Here is a 15,535-nt window from a genome sequence, read left to right as displayed (position 1 = left end):
TTTCCGCCCTTGCGTCATTTCGCAGGACAGCCCGGCCCGGACGAGTCGGTGCCCGACGAGGAGGTATTTCGTGTACGACGTGATCGTGGTCGGGGCGCGGGTCGCCGGCTCTCCGACAGCGATGCTGCTCGCCCGCGCCGGGTACCGGGTGCTCATGGTCGAGCGCAGCGCCTTTCCCAAGGAGACGCTGTCGACCCTGTACATCCACCAGCCGGGTGTCGCGCTCCTCAGCAAGTGGGGCGTGCTGCCGGACGTGGTGGCCACCGGCTGTCCGCCGCTGGACAGGGCCGCCTACACGTACGCGGGCGTCCGCATCGAGGGTTCCTCCTGGCCGGTCGAGGGCCAGCAGGCGTCGTACGCGCCGCGCCGCTTCCTCCTCGACCCGATCCTCGCGAAGGCCGCGGTCGACGCGGGCGTGGAGTTCCGCGACAACTGCTCGGTCACCGACCTCGTCTTCGAAGGCGACCGGGTCGTGGGCGTCCGGCTCAAGCCGAGCGACGGGAGCGAGGTGGTCGAGCGCGCCCGTCTGGTCATCGGCGCCGACGGCATGCGCTCCACGGTCGCGGCGAAGGTCAAGGCGCCGTACGAGATCGAGGACCCGACGCTCACCTGCTGCTACTACAGCTACTGGGAGGGCCTGCCGACGCGGTTCCGGCTCTATCAGTCCCGCGGCAGCTGGGTGGGCACGGTGCCCACCAACGACGGCGCGACGCTGGTCGCGGCGTACTTCCCGCAGGCGCGCTTCGCCGAGGTCAAGGGCGACGGCCTCGCGGCCCTGCTCGACACCGCGCGGCGCACCGCGCCCGAGGTGCGCGCGGAGCTGGACGCGGGCACCCAGGTGGAGCGCCTCTTCGGCACCGGCAACCAGCTCAACTTCTTCCGCAGGGCGGCCGGTCCCGGCTGGGCCCTCGTCGGCGACGCGAGCCACCACAAGGACTCCATCACGGCACGCGGCATCACCGACGCCTTCATCCAGGCCCAGCTCCTGGTGGACCGGATCGGTGACACCCTCCAGGACCCCGACCGGCTGCGGAAGTCGCTCGACGAGTTCGCCGCCCAGCGGACCGAGATCCTCATCCCGGACTACAAGAGCACGCTGAAGACGGCCGAGCTGAACCCGCCCGGCCACCATCTGGACCTGCTGCGCGCGGCCGCCACGAGCGGCGAGCTGTCCGACCGCTACTTCTCGGCGCTCTCCGGCGCCTGCCCGGTCAACGAGTTCCTCACGCCAGAGCTCCTCGACCTCATGGAGGAGATGCGGGAGATCCACGACCTCGACGAGCGCGCCGCCGCCGGCTCCCGGTGAGTCGGGCGGCTGCCGCACCTCACCGGGCAGCCGCCCTTCCCAGTACTCGCTCTGTCGAGGCATCGATTCCTCGACAGAGCGAGGCTCGGCCGGTCGATATACCACCATTTGCGCCATTCGGGGTGGAGTGATGCACTGATTCCGACACCGGTTTCGGCCGCCGGGCCCCCGGCCCGCCGCCGAAGGGCCCGTGTGCTCACGGGCGCGCACCATCCGGCCGGTGAGGAGGCGTTGCGCCATGGCGGAGTTCGACCGCGGGCCCACGGCCCAGTTCGCCGAGTTGCTGGCCCAGGTGCCCGAGCCGCCCGTGAAGGACGCGTTCTGGTTCGACTGGGGGCCGATCTTCTACCGCGGGCGGCTCGACGGCTCCGCGCGCGTCCTGATCGTGGCCTCGGACCCCGGCCCCACCGAGCGGATCGCCGGGCGCAGCCTCGTCGGCAACGCCGGCCAGCGCGTCCAGGGCTTCCTCACGAAGCTCGGTCTGACCCGCTCCTACGTCTGCCTCAACGCGTGGGCGTACGCGGTCCAGCCGAGCCGGGCCTTCGCGATGAAGGAGCGGCTCGCCGACCCGCCGCAGACGCAGTGGCGCAACGCCGTCTTCGACCGGGCGACGGACCCGACCCTGGAGGCCGTCGTCGCCATGGGCTTCATGGCCCAGGAGGCGGTGCGGCTGTGGCCGACGCGGCCGCCGGTGCCGCTCGTCGAAGTGCCCCACCCCTCCAGCCACGACCCGGCGGCCCTGCTCGACGGCTGGCGTGCGGCCATCACACAGCTGCGGTCGGTCGTGACACCGGACCCGGACGGCGACAACACCGGGCCCAACTACGGCACCGAGTTCCTGGAATCCGACTACGGCGCGATCCCCCGCCGTGACCTGCCCTTCGGCGCCCCCGACTTCCTCGGCGACGACGCCTGGGTGCGCGCCCAGGGCGGCGCGAACTCCGTCAGCCGCCCCTCGCCCGACGACAAGCACACGCTGCTCTGGAAGGCGCCGGGCTGATGGCCCTCGTCCTGCGCGGCACGGTGGTCACCTGCGACAGCGACCACCGGATCCTCGACCCGGGCGCCGTGTACGTCGGCGACGACGGCCGTCTGGCCGCGGTGCGGGAGGCCGGGCAGGCGCCGCCCGCGGGCTTCTCCTCGGCGCCGGTCATCGACACGGGCGCGCTGATCCTGCCGGGCCTGATCGACCTGCACAACCACCTCCTCTACAACACGCTCCCGCTGTGGGAGGCGGTCGGAGTGCCCTATCTGCACCACGACCGCTGGGTCGGCGAGAAGCACCCGCCCGACTACGCGACGTCGGTGACCTGGCCCGCCAAGGTGCTCGGCCAGGCGGCACCCGAGGCACTGATCAAGTACGTCGAGGTGAAGTCCCTGGTCGGCGGGGTCACGGCCATCCAGGGCGCCCCGCTGTCGACCCGCCCCGTCGACGGCTGGCTGCTGCGGACCATCGACAACGAGAAGCTGCCCGCGGGCGCCGACATGGTGATGACGGCCGCGCTCCAGCTCGACGCCGACGAGCTGCGCGAGGAGCGGGCGCCGAAGCTCGACGGCACGCGGCTGCTGATCTACCACGTCGCCGAGGGGAAGCCCGGCACGATCGTGCACCGCGAGTTCGACGACCTCGAACCGTGCCTGAAGCCGGGCCTGATCGGCGTGCACGGCACCGCCCTGACGGCGGCCGACTTCAAGAAGTGGCAGCGCGCGGTGACCGCGCTCAACGCCGCGGAGAAGGCCACCGTCGTATGGTCGCCGTTCTCCAACTACTGGCTCTACCACACCACGACGGACGTGGTGGAGGCCGACAAGAAGGGGCTGCGCATCGCGCTCGGCTCCGACTGGTCGCCCTCGGGCACCAAGAACGTGCTCGGCGAGCTCAAGGTCGCCGACTCCGTCAACCGCCACGAGCTCGGCGGCCGCTTCACCGACCGCGAGCTGTGCGACATGGTGACCGCGAACCCCGGCGACGCCCTCGCGACCGCCTGGGGACCGCAGGTGGGCCGCCTGGAGCGCGGCAGCGCCGCGGACCTGCTCGTCCTCGAACGCCACGACCCGGCCACGGACCCGTACCGCAATCTCATCGACGCCACCGAGCGGCACGTGCGCCTGGTCCTTGTGCGCGGCCGCCCGTTCTACGGCACGCGGGCGCTGATGGCCGCGGCGGGCGCGACGGACACCAGCGCGCTCACGGTGGCCGGGCTCTCCCGGCGGGTGGCGGTGCGCGATCCGCACCGGGCCGACGCCACGCTCGACTGGCCGGGGGTCAAGCGGGCCCTGGAGAAGGTCCGCGAAGATCCGGTGGCCGCCTGGCGCGCCGCGCAGGACGCCCTCGCGGACTGGGGCGGTCCGCTCGACGACCCCGACGCGCCGCTCGCCCTGTTCGGGGACATGCCGGAGGGCGACACGGGTGCCTTCGCCGCCGCGGGCGAGGTCCCGCTGGACCTGGTCATCCCGCGCCTCGACCCGCTGGCCCACGACGCCGCCTACTTCGCCGCCGTGGCGCGCGGCGGCGTGCCCGAGCTCCAGCACCTCGCGGACTACTACCCATGAGGCGGACGCTCGCCGAACCGGACAAGACCCTGCCGGACTCGGTCGGCCTCGCGGAGTTCATGCGGCGGGTCGAGGCCGACCCGCTGCCGCTCGCGGACCGCTACCGCCTCGTGGCCGCCGCGCGCGTGCTGCTCGAGGAGCTGTACGTGCACCTTCCGCTGAAGCGGGCGATGCACGCCACCGACCCCGTGCAGCGGCTCCGCCTCCTGGAGCGCCGCCTCGCGCCGCTCAGCGAGCTGCAGTTCCACGCCGAACTCACGGACGTCTTCCGGGGGCTGCGCGATCTGCACACCCTCTACCAACTGCCGGACCCCTACCGGGGCCACGTGGCCACGCTCGGCTTCCTCGTCGAGCGCTACGCCGACCCCGACGGCACGCCCCACCACATCGTCTCCAAGGTCGATCCGGCCCTCGTGCACGCCGGCTTCGACGTCGGCGCCGAGCTGGAGGCCTGGAACGGGGTGCCGATCGAGCGCGCCATCGAGCGCAACGCGGCCGCGCAGGCGGGTTCCCACCTCGACGCGCGCCTGGCGCGCGGCCTGGAGTCCCTGACGCTGCGCCCGCTGCGGACCGGTCCCCCGCCGGACGAGCACCGCGTGCTCCTGACGTACCGCACCGTCGGGGGCCGCCGCCGCGAGACGCGCGTCCCGTGGCGCGTGCGGGCCGTCGAGCAGCGCGCCGGGCGCGCCCAGGACCCCGTGCCGACGCTGGCCACCGGCCTCGGCATCGACGTGGGGAGCGAAGCCGCGCGGCAGGTCAAGCGCGCGCTCTTCGCGCCGCCGCAGGCGCGGCGCTCGGCCGCGCGGGCCCTGCGCAGCGTCGTCCGCTACCGGACGGTGCGCGTCCGTGGCCGCGCCTATGGGTACGTACGCGTCTACTCGTTCAACGTCGCGGGGGCGCGGCCGTTCGCCGAGGAGGTGGCGCGGATCGCGGCCCGCGCACCGGAGGGCGGCCTGATCGTGGACATCCGCGGCAACCCGGGAGGCCACGTCCCGGCCGCGGAGTCCGCCTTGCAGGTGCTGAGCCCGCACCCCGTGGCGCCGGTGAGCTTCTCGCTGTCCACCACGCGGGCCGCGCTCGCCCTCGCCAGGGCCAACCCGGGTTTCCGTGTCTGGACCCCCTCGATCCGTGCCGCCGTGGAGACCGGCGAGGTGTACTCGCAGGCCTTTCCGCTCACCGACCCGGAGGCGGTCACCGCGGGGCTGCCGCGCCACTCCGGGCCCAAGGTCCTGATCACCGACGCGCTGTCGTACTCGGCCGCCGACGTCTTCGCCGCCGGTTTCCAGGACAACGGGCTCGGGCCGGTCCTCGGCACCGCGCACCGCACCGGCGCGGGCGGCGCCAACGTGTGGACGCACGAGCTGCTGCGCGTGTGGCTGCCCGAGCTCCTCGGCGAGCTGCCGCGCGGCGCCGGGTTCCGCGTCGCGCTGCGGCGTGCCACGCGGGCCCGCGGCAACGTCGACGTACCGCTGGAGGACCTCGGCGTCGAGGCGGACGAGCTGCACCGGCTGACCGAGCGCGACGTCACCGGGCACAACCAGGACCTGCTGGCGGCGGCCGCGGCGCTGCTCGGCTGAGGTGGCGCCGCCCGGCTCCGGTGTCACTCGTGCGCGCAGCTCCCGTTGTTGAGGTGGCGGAGGGTGCCGTCGAGTACGGCGCGGGCCACGTCGAGCAGCGCGCGGTCGTGGCTGTAGGCGTAGGCGCGCAGCCGGAGCAGCGCGGTCTGCAAGGGCAGGGACTGGCGGGCGGCGATGACGCCGGTGGCCTGGTGGACCTCGGCGCGGTGCAGGGTGCTGTGGTCGGTGTGGGGGCTGTGCAGGCCGACGGTGGCTTCGGGTGAGGTGAGGGCGAGGAAGGCGATCGCGTTGGTGAGGGCGATGACGTCGCCGCGCTGGGTGGTCGTCAGGGCTCCGGGGACGGTGCGGTGGCCGGTCAGGACGCCGAGGCGGATGGCGCCGAGCGCCAGCGGCAGGGCGATGAGGGTGCGGGCGCCGAGGCCGAGGGCGGCCGGGGTGAACAAGGGCCACCGTGCGGCGGGGATGTCGTTCAGGTCGTCCTGGAGGGCGGCGAGGCCGGTGCGGGCCACGTCGGCCGTGGGGCCCTCGCCGAGGGTGAACTGCAGGTCGTCCAGGGCCGGGCCGATGGGGTCGGCGGGGTCGTGCCAGACGAGTTCGGTGGGGCCTGTCGGGGAGATCAGGGCGACGGTCAGGCCGTCGAGGCCGAGGGCCGTCGCGCAGTCGGCGGCGGAGAGGCCGGGCAGCCCGGCTTCGGGCGGCGCGTTGTGCAGGGCTCGGGTCAGGGACGTGGTGGGCGGGGGGTAGCCGGTCATGCCAGTCACCGCCTGTCGGTGGCCAGGACGTCCTGGCCACCCTGGAAGGGGGGTTATGACAGAGGGCCGGTGAGGTGTTCGGCGGGATCCTCGATCACATGGAGGGCCAGTTGGGTCAGGCGCTGCCGGTGGTGCCGGGCGTGTCGGCGCATCCGGTCGAAGGCCGCGTCGAGGCTGATCCCGGCGCGGGTGGCGAGCACGCCCTTGGCCTGTTCGATGACGACGCGGCTGTCCAGCACGGCCTGGAGCTGTTCGGCGAGCAGCCGCTGGTCGTGCAGGCTGCGCTGGGTGAGGATGGCGATGGCCGCCGCGTCCGCGAGGGCCTGGCCCAGGCGCAGGTCGGCGGCGGACAGCAGCCTCGTGTGGGTGTGGGAGAAGTTGAGCGCGCCGACCGTCTGGCCGCGCAGCCTCATCGGCAGGGCGACGATCTCGGCGAAGCCCCGCGCGAGCGCGAGGGGCGCGAAGCGGGGCCACTTCCGCCGGGCCGCGGCGCTGTCGAGGACGGTGTCGACGGTGCGGACACCGGTCTGGACGCAGTCCCAGCAGGGCCCCTGTTCCATCTCGATCTGGGCGAGTTCGAGCTGCCGGGCGGCTTCGCTGGTCGCGGTGGCGTCCACGACCTCGCCCTGCGCGCTGAGCAGCATGGCACCGCAGTCCGCGAGGTCGAGCAGGGCGACGGCGTGGTCGGAGAGCCGGTGCAGGAACTCCATGATGTCGAAGTCATCGGAGAGGATGTCGGCCAGGTCGATGAACGCGGCGGCCAACCGCTCCTCGCGAGCTGTACCCATGATCGGGCCACCTTGACTGCGTGCGGGCTGCCGTCCGCTGACGGGCGGCACATGGTGTGGCCGGGACAGCCCTTGCACATTCCCCTGACCGCCCCCTGCATCGGGCCGGTCGACGCTCCAGACCTCAGGGAAAGCCCCTCTGCCGCCATCGTGCTCCCCCGGTCGGCCGGGGGCAAGGCCCCCCCGGTGCGGGCGGGATTACTGGGGCAGTGGGCGGTCGTCGACCACGTGCTTCATGACGAGGGTGGAGGTCAGGCGCTGGACGCCCGGCAGGGTGGCGAGCCGCTGGTCGTACAGCTGCTGGTAGGCGGCCAGGTCGGCGGTGGCGACGCGCAGCAGGTAGTCGGGCTCGCCGAACAGGCGCTGGGCCTGGATCACATGGGGGACGTCGGCCACGCCCTCCTCGAACGCGGTGACCGTGTCGCTGTCCTCCCAGCGCAGGGTGACGAACACGAGCGCCTCGAAGTTCAGGCCGAGCGCGGGCGGGTCGACCACGGCGCGATAGCCGCGGATCGCCCCGGACTTCTCCAGGTCACGCACGCGCCGGTGACAGGGCGAGACGCTCAGCCGCACGCGGGCGGCCAGCTCCGTCACCGTGAGCCTGCCGTCCTGCTGCAGCTCGGTAAGAATCTTCCGGTCTAGGGCGTCCATGCGGAAGATTATCCCCCGCCATGCCGGATCCCGGAGTAATTACGGAAACACCTTTGGCCGAAAAGCTCCTAGCCTTCCCTTTCGAACAACCAGGGGAGAGGAAACGATTCAGCATGGACACGGGCACGGTGGCGGCCTTCCTGGCGGTTGACCTGTTGCTGGTCTGCACACCCGGCGCGGACTGGGCGTACGCGATCTCGGCGGGGCTGCGGGAGCGGTCGGTGGTCCCGGCGGTGGCCGGTCTGGTCGCGGGGTACGCCGGATACACGCTGCTCGCGGTGGCGGGCCTCGTCGTGATCGTCGCGAGCTCCGGAGCGGTGCTCACGGCCCTCACCGTGCTCGGCTCCGTGTATCTGATCTGGCTCGGCTGGGGCGTCCTGGCCCGCCCCGCGAGTCCGCAGGCGGCCACCGAGGCCCTGGCGGACTCCCGCTGGCGGATCGCGTGGAAGGGGGTCGGCACGAGCGGCCTCAACCCCAAGGCGCTGCTGCTGTACTTCTCGCTGTTCCCGCAGTTCATCCACCCGGGCACGGGCTGGCCCGTCGCGGTCCAGAGCGGACTGCTCGGCACGCTGCACATGGCCAGTTGCGCGGTGGTGTACCTCGGCGTCGGCGTTCTCGCGGGCACCGTGCTCAAGGCCCGGCCGGCGGCGGCCCGGGTGGTCACCCGGGTCAGCGGCGCGATGATGATCGGCATCGGCGGGTTCCTCCTGGTGGAGCGCCTTGGGGGGCACTTCGTCGGGTGACGTCCCGAGCCGGGGCGAGGCGCGCCCGCGCGCGATCGGCCCCGGCTCAGCGGTCCCGCGGCGGGTCAGGCGGCTCCGCCGATGACCACCACGGCGACCGCCGTCACGGCCAGGGCGGCGTACACCGCGGCGGCCACCCGCAGGCCGAAGCGCAGCAGGCCGCGTTCGGTGACGCCCGCGGACTTGGCGCGGTCACCGGCCACCGCCAGGATCAGCATGATCATGGGCAGCGAGGTGAAGACGGTGTGCCCCGCCGCGCTGTTCTGCAGGGCGGCGAACCAGGTGTCGAGGCCCGCGCCGTCCGGGGCAAGGCGCTCCTGGAGCGGCATCATCAGCGCGTTGCCGCCGACGTTCGAGCCGGTCAGGAAGCCGCTGAGCATGCCGAGCGCGGGCGCGGCCAGGGCGATGACCAGCGGCGGCGCCCCGGCGACGGCGGAGCCCAGCTCCCCGATCATGCCGCTGTCCGCCATCAGCCGCCCCAGGGCGACGAACCCGGTCAGGGCGAGCAGCGGCCTGCCGACGCGGGTCAGCGCGGTGCGCGCGTCCCGGCTGTGCGGGCGGCCCCGGTCCAGGATCAGGGCCGCGGCGAGCAGCGGCAGGCCCGGCGAGCTCAGCAGCGCGAAGCTCACGTCGCCCGCGTGCAGGGCGAGGGGAGGCACGCCCACCGCCTTGGCGACGCGCGTCAGGGCGATGCCGCCGAGGACGAGGCCGTACGCGGACAGGACCGCGCGCGGCGGCAGCAGCCGACCGGCGGCGCCGGAGCCGGTCCGCCCGCGGCGGGCGGCGCACAGCGCGAGCCCGGCACCGGTGGTCACGAGCCCGGCCAGGACGCCCGCGGGCTGGACCGCGCCGAGGCGGTTCAGGGCGAGCAGCCCGAGCGCGAGCAGCCCGCCCGCGCCCGCGGCCACCACGGCGGTACGGAACCGTCGCCGCGGCCGGGCGAGCAGCGCGGCCCACGCGGTCACCAGGGGGAAGACCAGGGCGCTCGTGACGGCTGTGGCGGTGCCGAGGTCGGCCGTGCCGGTGCCGGTGAGGGCGGCGCCGATGACGGTGGCGAGGCCGAGGGTGCCCCACGGCATGATGTTCATGCCGAGCATGGCCTGTCGCAGCGCGGTCGCGGGCGGCGCGAGGGCGAGCAGCACCGGCACGGTGACAAGCAGCGAGACGCCGAAGCCGGTGAGGGCCTCCACCGTGGGGGCGATGCCCGCCACCACGAGGGCGATCGTCGCGGGCCCCGGCAGCGGGAGCGCGCGCACCCACTCCTGCAACGCCTCGTGCACCGCGCGGCGGGTGAGCACCTGGCTCAGATAGACGCCGGGGAGCATCACCGCCGCGGCGTTGAGCACCAGCAGCCCGGCCCCGCCCGCCGTCCCGGCCGCCGCGTCGCCCGCCAGCGCGAAGTCCGGCAGCCACCAGATCAGCAGGGCCGCGAGGACCGCCCCCACGACCGCCGCCCAGTGCGCCGCCCGGCGCAGTCCCGTGATCATCCCCAGGACCACGACCAGCGGGGACACCGCCATCGCCCACACCATGTCTGTTCAGCCGCCTTCCGTCTCTCCTTGTTCGACGGGGCCAGCCTGGCGCGGCGGCGCGGGGGCGGTCTTGAACGAAAGTCTCACGGTGTACTGACGTACGCGGCGAGCTGGGCGGCCGCGGTCAGGGGCGGATCGCCCCCGGCGTCACGCCGAAGTAGCGCTTGCAGACGCGGGTCAGATGGGCCTGGTCGGCGAAGCCGGTGACGGCGGCCACCTCGGCGGGGCGCTGTCCGGTCAGGAGGAGACGGCGGGCGCGGTTGGCGCGCAGGCGCAGCAGGTAGGCGTGCGGGGGCAGCCCGTACGCCTGCCGGAAGGCGGCGATGAGGGAGGCGCGCGGCATGTCCGCGGCGGCGCTCAGCTCCGCGACCGTGACGGGCTCGGCCCAGCGGTCGTGGAGCAGCTGCCGCGCCAGGTCCGGGCCCCGGCGCGGGTCCCGCCGTGGCCCGGTGGCGGGGGCCCGGCCGGTGCTCGCGTGCCGGAGCAGCACCGTGGTCAGCGCGCCGAGCAGCAGGGACTCGGCGGTGAGGGGGTCCTGGGCGCGCTCCTGTGCGCGGTGCACGCGGCGCAGGCCCGCGAACAGCTCGGGGTCGGGCACGGCCGTCCGCCCGAACCAGACGTCCCGAACGCCCAGGTGTTCCTCGGCCAGTTCGTCGACCATGGCGGTGTCGAAGTAGAACATGCGGTACCGCCAGCCGGACTCCTCAGCGGCGAAACCCGTGTGCACCTGCCCGGGGTTGAGGATCACCAGCTGCCCCGCGGGGACCACGACCTTGCCCCCGGCCAGGTGCAGCCCCTCCGCGCCCTCCTCGATGACGCCGACGGACAGCTCCTCGTGGCTGTGCCGGTCGAAGGCGAAGCGCTCGAACCGCGCGGACAGCAGCTCGACCTGCGCGCTGCCGGGCGCGGCCCAGAGCCGTGCGTGTTCGCCTTCCTCGGTCATCGGCGCATGCTCGCAGACGGCCGCGCGTCGGCCTAGGGCCCTGGTCACAGTCGACTCACCGGTCTGGCCGCCCCGGGTCCCGTAACCAATGATCTTGCGCCGCGTTGGTCCGGCCGGGAGTCCGTGAGCTGGTCACGGGCGTCGCGACACACATGAGGGTGGCTCACCATGCTCGACATCACCAGGAAGATCGCCGCGGGGGTCGGGGCGCTGGCCGCCGCCCTCGGCTGCGTCGTCGCCACCGGTCCCTCGGCGGTCGCCGACGGCAAGTGGTGCAACCACTCGGTCTGCATCGAGACGTACGACACCGGGACCTATCTGGGCCGCGTCGAGGTGTCGGTCACCAACACCAACCAGCCGCACCGCATCAGCGCGCGCGTGTGGACCACCAACGGCTGGAGCGCCCACACGAAGGTGGAGGACGTCGCCGCGTTCCGCACCTACCGGGACCAGGCCTACCCCCAGCGGCACTTCCCGGCGGGCACGCGGCTGTGCGCGGAGGGCTTCCGCGGCGGTGCGAGCGTCGGTCTGCCCTGTGTGACCCTCACGAACTGACCGCGCCCCACCTCGGAGGACACCGGCTCAGGCCGGACCCTGCCCGGACCTGCTCGTCCACGCGAGCAGGTCCTCGGCGTTCCAGGTGGTGACGGTGCGCTCGGCCGGTACCCCGCACTCCTCGGCGCGGGCACAGCCGATGATCTGCCAGTCGAGCTGGCCGGGCGCGTGCGCGTCGGTGTCGATGGCGAACAGGACCCCGGCGTCGACCGCGCGGCGCAGCAGCCGCCGGGGCGGGTCCTTGCGCTCGGGCCTGCTGTTGATCTCCACGGCCGTGCCGGACTCGGCGCAGGCGGCGAAGACCGCGTCGGCGTCGAAGGTGGACTCGGGGCGGCCGCGGCCGGTGACGAGGCGGCCGGTGCAGTGGCCGAGGACGTCCGCGTGCGGATTGCGCACGGCCTTGACCATGCGGCGGGTCATCGCCTCGGCGTCCATGCGCAGCTTGGAGTGGACGGAGACGACCACGACGTCGAGCCGGGCGAGGAGCTCGGGCTCCTGGTCGAGGCCGCCGTCTTCCAGGATGTCGCACTCGATGCCGGTGAGCAGGCGGAACGGGGCCCACGTCTCGTTGAGCGCGGCCACCACCCGCAGCTGTTCGCGCAGCCGGTCGGGCGACAGGCCGCGGGCGATGGTCAGCCGGGGCGAGTGGTCGGTGAGGACGGCCCACTCGTGGCCGAGCGCGGCGGCGGCCCGGCCCATCTCCTCGATGGGGCTGCCGCCGTCGGACCAGTCGGAGTGCAGATGGCAGTCGCCGCGCAGCCGGGACCGCAGCTCGGCGCCGCCCCTCACCAGGGGCTGCTCGGCCTCCTCCTCCAGGCGGGCGAGGTAGCCGGGCACCTGACCGTCGAGCGCCTCGCGCACCACCGCGCCCGTCTTGGGCCCGATGCCCTTGAGGGCTTCCAGGGTGTGCGTACGGACCCGCTCGGCGAGCTCCTGCGGCGTCAGGGCGGCGACGGCGGCCGCGGCGGTGCGGAAGGCGCGTACCCGGTAGGTGGGCGCGTGGACGCGTTCCAGCAGGAAGGCGATGCGGTTCAGTGCCTCGACGGGCTCCATGGCTGCCACCTGCCGGTCTCCCGGGCGTTCAGGCCCCGTGCCACACGGTGGTGGCGTTGCAGAACTCCTTGATGCCGTGGCTCGACAGCTCGCGGCCGTAGCCGGAGCGCTTGACTCCGCCGAAGGGGAAGGCCGGGTGCGAGGCGGTCATGCCGTTGAAGTAGACCCCGCCCGCCCGCAGATCGCGTACGAGGCGCTCCTGTTCGGCCGGGTCGGTGGTCCAGGCGTTGGAGCTCAGGCCGAACGAGGTGTCGTTGGCCACGGCGATGGCCTCCTCCAGGTCCGCCACGCGGTAGACCGTGGCCACCGGGCCGAAGGTCTCCTCGCGGTGGACGCGCATCTCGGTGGTGATGCCGACCAGGACGGTCGGCTCGTAATAGAAGCCCCGGTCGAGGCCCTTGGGCCGCCCGCCGCCGCAGACGGCGGTGGCGCCGCGGCGCACGGCGTCGTCGACGAGCTCCTCCAGGTCGTCGCGGCCCTGCGCGCTGGCGAGGGGGCCCACGTCGGTGCTCTCGTCCGTGGGGTCGCCGACGGTCAGCTCCCGCATGCCCGCGGTGAAGCGCTCCAGGAAGGCGTCGTACACGTCCGTGTGCACGATGAACCGCTTGGCGGCGATGCAGGACTGGCCCGCGTTCTGCGTGCGCGCGGTGACGGCGGTGGTGGCGGCCGCGTCGACGTCGGCCGACGGCAGGACGAGGTAGGGGTCGCTGCCGCCCAGTTCGAGGACCGTCTTCTTGATCTCGTCACCGGCGATCGCGGCGACGGAGCGGCCCGCGTCCTCGCTGCCGGTGAGGGTGGCGGCGGCCACCCGCGGGTCGCGCAGGATGGACTCGATGGCGTCGGAGCCGACGAGCAGCGTCTGGAAGCAGCCCGTGTCGAAGCCCGCGCGGAGGAAGAGGTCCTCCAGGTACAGGGCGGTCTGCGGCACGTTCGACGCGTGTTTGAGCAGCCCCACGTTGCCCGCCATGAGGGCGGGCGCGGCGAACCGCACCACCTGCCACAGCGGGAAGTTCCACGGCATCACGGCGAGGACCACGCCCAGGGGGCGGTAGCGGACGAAGGCCCGGGACGCGCCGGAGTCGCGTACGTCGCCGTCGTCGGGCCGCTCGTCGGCGAGCAGGGCCTCGGCGCGGTCGGCGTACCAGCGCATGGTCCTGGCGCATTTGGCGGCCTCCGCGCGGGCCGCCCGCACGGGCTTGCCCATCTCGGAGGTGATGGTGAGCGCGATGTCGGGGGTGTCCTCGTCGAGCAGGTCGGCGGCGCGGTGGAGCAGGGCGGCGCGGTCGGCGAAGCCGGTGGTGCGGTAGCGCTCGAAGGCCGCGGCGGCGCGGCTCAGCCGCGCCTCGATCTCCTCGGCGCTCAGTGGCTCGAAGGTCAGCTCGGTCCAGCCGGTCGCCGGGTTGACCGTTGCGATGGGCATGCCATGGCCTCCTCGTCCGCCTCCTTCGACCTTCCCGCGTCGCCCGCCCGGGCGCAACGCGGGCGTGGCGGACCGCTCGCGGGCGGGGGCGCGAACTGACCGCTCATTCGGGCTCGGCCCTGCACTGGGCGCTGGGCGGCTTCCCCTCGGGCCAGGCAAGCTTCTCGAACTGGATGTGCCGCCGGGGGTCGGGCGAAAGCCGCACGATGGCGACGGCCTTGTCGTAGGGGGTGCCGTAGCCGTTGAGGCAGATCCAGCCGCTGGCGCCGTTGACGCGCTGACGGCCGTGGAGCCGTGGCCATGCCGCCGCGATGCCGTCCTGGGCGGGCACCTGGTCCTTGGCGACCACCCGGTTGCGGATTCCGGCGATCGCGGTCAGGGCCGAGTCGTGGGCGGTGATGGTGCGTCCGTCCGCGAGGCCGGTGGGGCCGATGTCACCGACGGAGGAGTCGCGTCGAGCGCTCTTGACGAGCCGGCCGAGCGCGTGGAAGTCGGCGGCCGAACCCCCGGTCGCAGGCGGGTGTCCTGTGGTCCAGGCGTCCTCATGGGTGATCGTGGTGTACTCGACGGTCAGTCCGGCGCCGTGGGAGAAGGCGCCCCAGTCCATGGTCGGGTCGAGGGCGAGGGTGGAGGCTCCCGACACGGTGACCACCCTGAAGTGCCGCGAGGCGCAACCGCGTTTGCCCAGGGCGGCGACCAGCTGGCTCAGGGCGCGCGGACGGCCCGCGAAGTAGACCGTGGTCGCCTTGGAGTCGCAGAGGTTGTTGACCATCTGGACGAAGTCGTTGGCCGTGACCTTGTCGGCGTCGTACTGCTCCGGAGCGTACGGCGTTCCCTTGGTCTCGGCCCGGAAGGCGGCACGCAGCGAGCGGGCGTAGAGGTCGTTCTCGGAGGTGTCCTCCACGAGGAACGTCCGCGCCGGTTCGACGTGGAGGGAGTGGGTGAGTGCCCGCGCCTGCTCCCGGTTGGAGGGGACGACCTTGGCCAGGCCCGGATAGCGCCGGGGGTGCCGTGCGTCGTTGGCAAGCCCGTCGGCGGTGATCGGGCCGCCGACGACCGCGATGCCCTTGTCGTTGGTCAGACGGTCGATGGTCTGCTCGGTCCGCCCGACGCTGACGTCGAAGCCGAAGACCGCCCGCAGCCGGTGCTCGCGGGACGCCGACATCGCGGCGAGCTGGTCGGTGACCTCTCTCCAACGGGCCATCTCACGGCCCGGGTTGGCCAGGACGAGGCGGATCGGCGGCTCTTCCTTGCTCTCGTGATTGGCCCGGTACTGGGCGAGGTAGGCGCCTTGGACCTCCCGGAGGACCTCGGCGCGTTCGGCCCGCTGGTCCGCTCCCGGAGTCATCGGGATCATGAGGGCGATGGTCGCGTAGGGCTTGTCGCCACGGGTGACGCGGTCGTTCTCTTCCTTGATGCGGGCCGAGACGGGACGGAGTGCGTCGTTGAAGGCGTACGCGCCGTCGGTGACGCCCGTGCACTCGTCGTCGTCACCACGCTGGTCGACCCCGGCCGCGCAGGAGGTGTCGCTCAGCTCCAGACCGGCCCACACCCCCAGCGAGGCGACGAGCGCGGACACCAGCAGCCAGTGGACGAACCGCACGATCGGCGGTTTCGCGGTGTGCCACCGCCACCACCGGCGGAAGGGCATGTCCATCACAC

14 protein-coding genes are annotated in these 15,535 nt (G+C 73.4%); 6 read left to right on the top strand and 8 right to left on the bottom strand.

Going from position 1 to position 15,535, the window contains the following annotated elements:
* The first annotated feature begins 70 nt into the window (after positions 1-70).
* From ACIG3E_RS39495 to ACIG3E_RS39480, 4 genes are all read left to right on the top strand, one after another.
* A complete protein-coding gene (locus tag ACIG3E_RS39495) occupies positions 71-1,306 on the top strand; it encodes an NAD(P)/FAD-dependent oxidoreductase (protein ID WP_399625759.1) in 1,236 nt (411 codons plus the stop codon).
* 238 nt (positions 1,307-1,544) lie between these two features.
* Positions 1,545-2,306, top strand: coding sequence for a hypothetical protein (locus ACIG3E_RS39490; RefSeq protein WP_399625756.1), 762 nt, complete (start codon positions 1,545-1,547; stop codon positions 2,304-2,306).
* Positions 2,306-3,859 (top strand): amidohydrolase family protein, encoded by a 1,554-nt coding sequence (locus ACIG3E_RS39485; RefSeq protein ID WP_399625754.1) that lies wholly within the window; start codon positions 2,306-2,308, stop codon positions 3,857-3,859. The genes ACIG3E_RS39490 and ACIG3E_RS39485 overlap by 1 nt, the downstream gene beginning before the upstream one ends.
* On the top strand, positions 3,856-5,436 hold the full coding sequence (locus tag ACIG3E_RS39480) for a S41 family peptidase (RefSeq protein WP_399625752.1): 1,581 nt from the start codon (positions 3,856-3,858) through the stop codon (positions 5,434-5,436). Before ACIG3E_RS39485 ends, ACIG3E_RS39480 begins: the two co-directional genes overlap by 4 nt.
* Before the next feature lie 23 nt (positions 5,437-5,459).
* On the opposite strand, the gene ACIG3E_RS39475 is transcribed toward ACIG3E_RS39480, so the two are convergent.
* The 3 genes from ACIG3E_RS39475 to ACIG3E_RS39465 form a co-directional block, all read right to left on the bottom strand.
* On the bottom strand, positions 5,460-6,188 hold the full coding sequence (locus ACIG3E_RS39475) for an ANTAR domain-containing protein (protein ID WP_399625750.1): 729 nt from the start codon (positions 6,186-6,188) through the stop codon (positions 5,460-5,462).
* A gap of 53 nt (positions 6,189-6,241) precedes the next feature.
* Positions 6,242-6,976, bottom strand: coding sequence for a GAF and ANTAR domain-containing protein (locus ACIG3E_RS39470; protein WP_399625748.1), 735 nt, complete (start codon positions 6,974-6,976; stop codon positions 6,242-6,244).
* Between the two features lie 198 nt (positions 6,977-7,174).
* Positions 7,175-7,627, bottom strand: coding sequence for an Lrp/AsnC family transcriptional regulator (locus ACIG3E_RS39465; RefSeq protein ID WP_366792916.1), 453 nt, complete (start codon positions 7,625-7,627; stop codon positions 7,175-7,177).
* Between the two features lie 113 nt (positions 7,628-7,740).
* Between ACIG3E_RS39465 and ACIG3E_RS39460 the strand changes: the two genes are divergently transcribed.
* Positions 7,741-8,370: a LysE family translocator gene (locus tag ACIG3E_RS39460; RefSeq protein WP_399625745.1), complete on the top strand. Its 630-nt coding sequence runs from the start codon at positions 7,741-7,743 to the stop codon at positions 8,368-8,370.
* A 65-nt stretch (positions 8,371-8,435) separates the two neighbouring features.
* Here ACIG3E_RS39460 and ACIG3E_RS39455 read toward each other — a convergent pair whose 3' ends face one another.
* Positions 8,436-9,890: an L-lactate permease gene (locus tag ACIG3E_RS39455; protein ID WP_399625743.1), complete on the bottom strand. Its 1,455-nt coding sequence runs from the start codon at positions 9,888-9,890 to the stop codon at positions 8,436-8,438.
* A gap of 136 nt (positions 9,891-10,026) precedes the next feature.
* Entirely contained in the window at positions 10,027-10,845 is an 819-nt protein-coding gene (locus ACIG3E_RS39450; RefSeq protein ID WP_399625741.1) for an AraC family ligand binding domain-containing protein, read from the bottom strand.
* 168 nt (positions 10,846-11,013) lie between these two features.
* Here ACIG3E_RS39450 and ACIG3E_RS39445 point away from each other — a divergent pair, with 168 nt between their 5' ends.
* On the top strand, positions 11,014-11,400 hold the full coding sequence (locus tag ACIG3E_RS39445) for a hypothetical protein (RefSeq protein WP_399625739.1): 387 nt from the start codon (positions 11,014-11,016) through the stop codon (positions 11,398-11,400).
* Between the two features lie 27 nt (positions 11,401-11,427).
* On the opposite strand, the gene ACIG3E_RS39440 is transcribed toward ACIG3E_RS39445, so the two are convergent.
* The 3 genes from ACIG3E_RS39440 to ACIG3E_RS39430 all read right to left on the bottom strand — a co-directional run bounded on the left by ACIG3E_RS39440 (position 11,428) and on the right by ACIG3E_RS39430 (position 15,530).
* Positions 11,428-12,453: a PHP domain-containing protein gene (locus ACIG3E_RS39440; RefSeq protein ID WP_399625737.1), complete on the bottom strand. Its 1,026-nt coding sequence runs from the start codon at positions 12,451-12,453 to the stop codon at positions 11,428-11,430.
* 28 nt (positions 12,454-12,481) lie between these two features.
* Positions 12,482-13,873 (bottom strand): NADP-dependent succinic semialdehyde dehydrogenase, encoded by a 1,392-nt coding sequence (locus tag ACIG3E_RS39435; RefSeq protein ID WP_399625735.1) that lies wholly within the window; start codon positions 13,871-13,873, stop codon positions 12,482-12,484.
* Between the two features lie 103 nt (positions 13,874-13,976).
* Complete coding sequence (locus ACIG3E_RS39430) at positions 13,977-15,530, bottom strand: hypothetical protein (protein ID WP_399625733.1); 1,554 nt, start codon at positions 15,528-15,530, stop codon at positions 13,977-13,979.
* Positions 15,531-15,535 lie beyond the last annotated feature (5 nt).

Origin of the sequence: Streptomyces sp. NPDC053474 (genome assembly GCF_044544845.1) — a bacterium.
Lineage (GTDB): Bacteria > Actinomycetota > Actinomycetes > Streptomycetales > Streptomycetaceae > Streptomyces.
This window is presented reverse-complemented; position numbering and strand designations above follow the sequence as displayed.

What these genes read in the sequence shown, in the direction of transcription:
- ACIG3E_RS39430 (WP_399625733.1), bottom strand. Translation starts at nt 15,530, where the DNA reads ATGGACATGCCCTTCCGCCGGTGGTGGCGGTGGCACACCGCGAAACCG.
- ACIG3E_RS39455 (WP_399625743.1), bottom strand. Translation starts at nt 9,890, where the DNA reads ATGGCGGTGTCCCCGCTGGTCGTGGTCCTGGGGATGATCACGGGACTG.
- ACIG3E_RS39460 (WP_399625745.1), top strand. Translation starts at nt 7,741, where the DNA reads ATGGACACGGGCACGGTGGCGGCCTTCCTGGCGGTTGACCTGTTGCTG.
- ACIG3E_RS39470 (WP_399625748.1), bottom strand. Translation starts at nt 6,976, where the DNA reads ATGGGTACAGCTCGCGAGGAGCGGTTGGCCGCCGCGTTCATCGACCTG.
- ACIG3E_RS39485 (WP_399625754.1), top strand. Translation starts at nt 2,306, where the DNA reads ATGGCCCTCGTCCTGCGCGGCACGGTGGTCACCTGCGACAGCGACCAC.
- ACIG3E_RS39490 (WP_399625756.1), top strand. Translation starts at nt 1,545, where the DNA reads ATGGCGGAGTTCGACCGCGGGCCCACGGCCCAGTTCGCCGAGTTGCTG.
- ACIG3E_RS39435 (WP_399625735.1), bottom strand. Translation starts at nt 13,873, where the DNA reads ATGCCCATCGCAACGGTCAACCCGGCGACCGGCTGGACCGAGCTGACC.
- ACIG3E_RS39480 (WP_399625752.1), top strand. Translation starts at nt 3,856, where the DNA reads ATGAGGCGGACGCTCGCCGAACCGGACAAGACCCTGCCGGACTCGGTC.
- ACIG3E_RS39465 (WP_366792916.1), bottom strand. Translation starts at nt 7,627, where the DNA reads ATGGACGCCCTAGACCGGAAGATTCTTACCGAGCTGCAGCAGGACGGC.
- ACIG3E_RS39440 (WP_399625737.1), bottom strand. Translation starts at nt 12,453, where the DNA reads ATGGAGCCCGTCGAGGCACTGAACCGCATCGCCTTCCTGCTGGAACGC.
- ACIG3E_RS39475 (WP_399625750.1), bottom strand. Translation starts at nt 6,188, where the DNA reads ATGACCGGCTACCCCCCGCCCACCACGTCCCTGACCCGAGCCCTGCAC.
- ACIG3E_RS39445 (WP_399625739.1), top strand. Translation starts at nt 11,014, where the DNA reads ATGCTCGACATCACCAGGAAGATCGCCGCGGGGGTCGGGGCGCTGGCC.
- ACIG3E_RS39450 (WP_399625741.1), bottom strand. Translation starts at nt 10,845, where the DNA reads ATGACCGAGGAAGGCGAACACGCACGGCTCTGGGCCGCGCCCGGCAGC.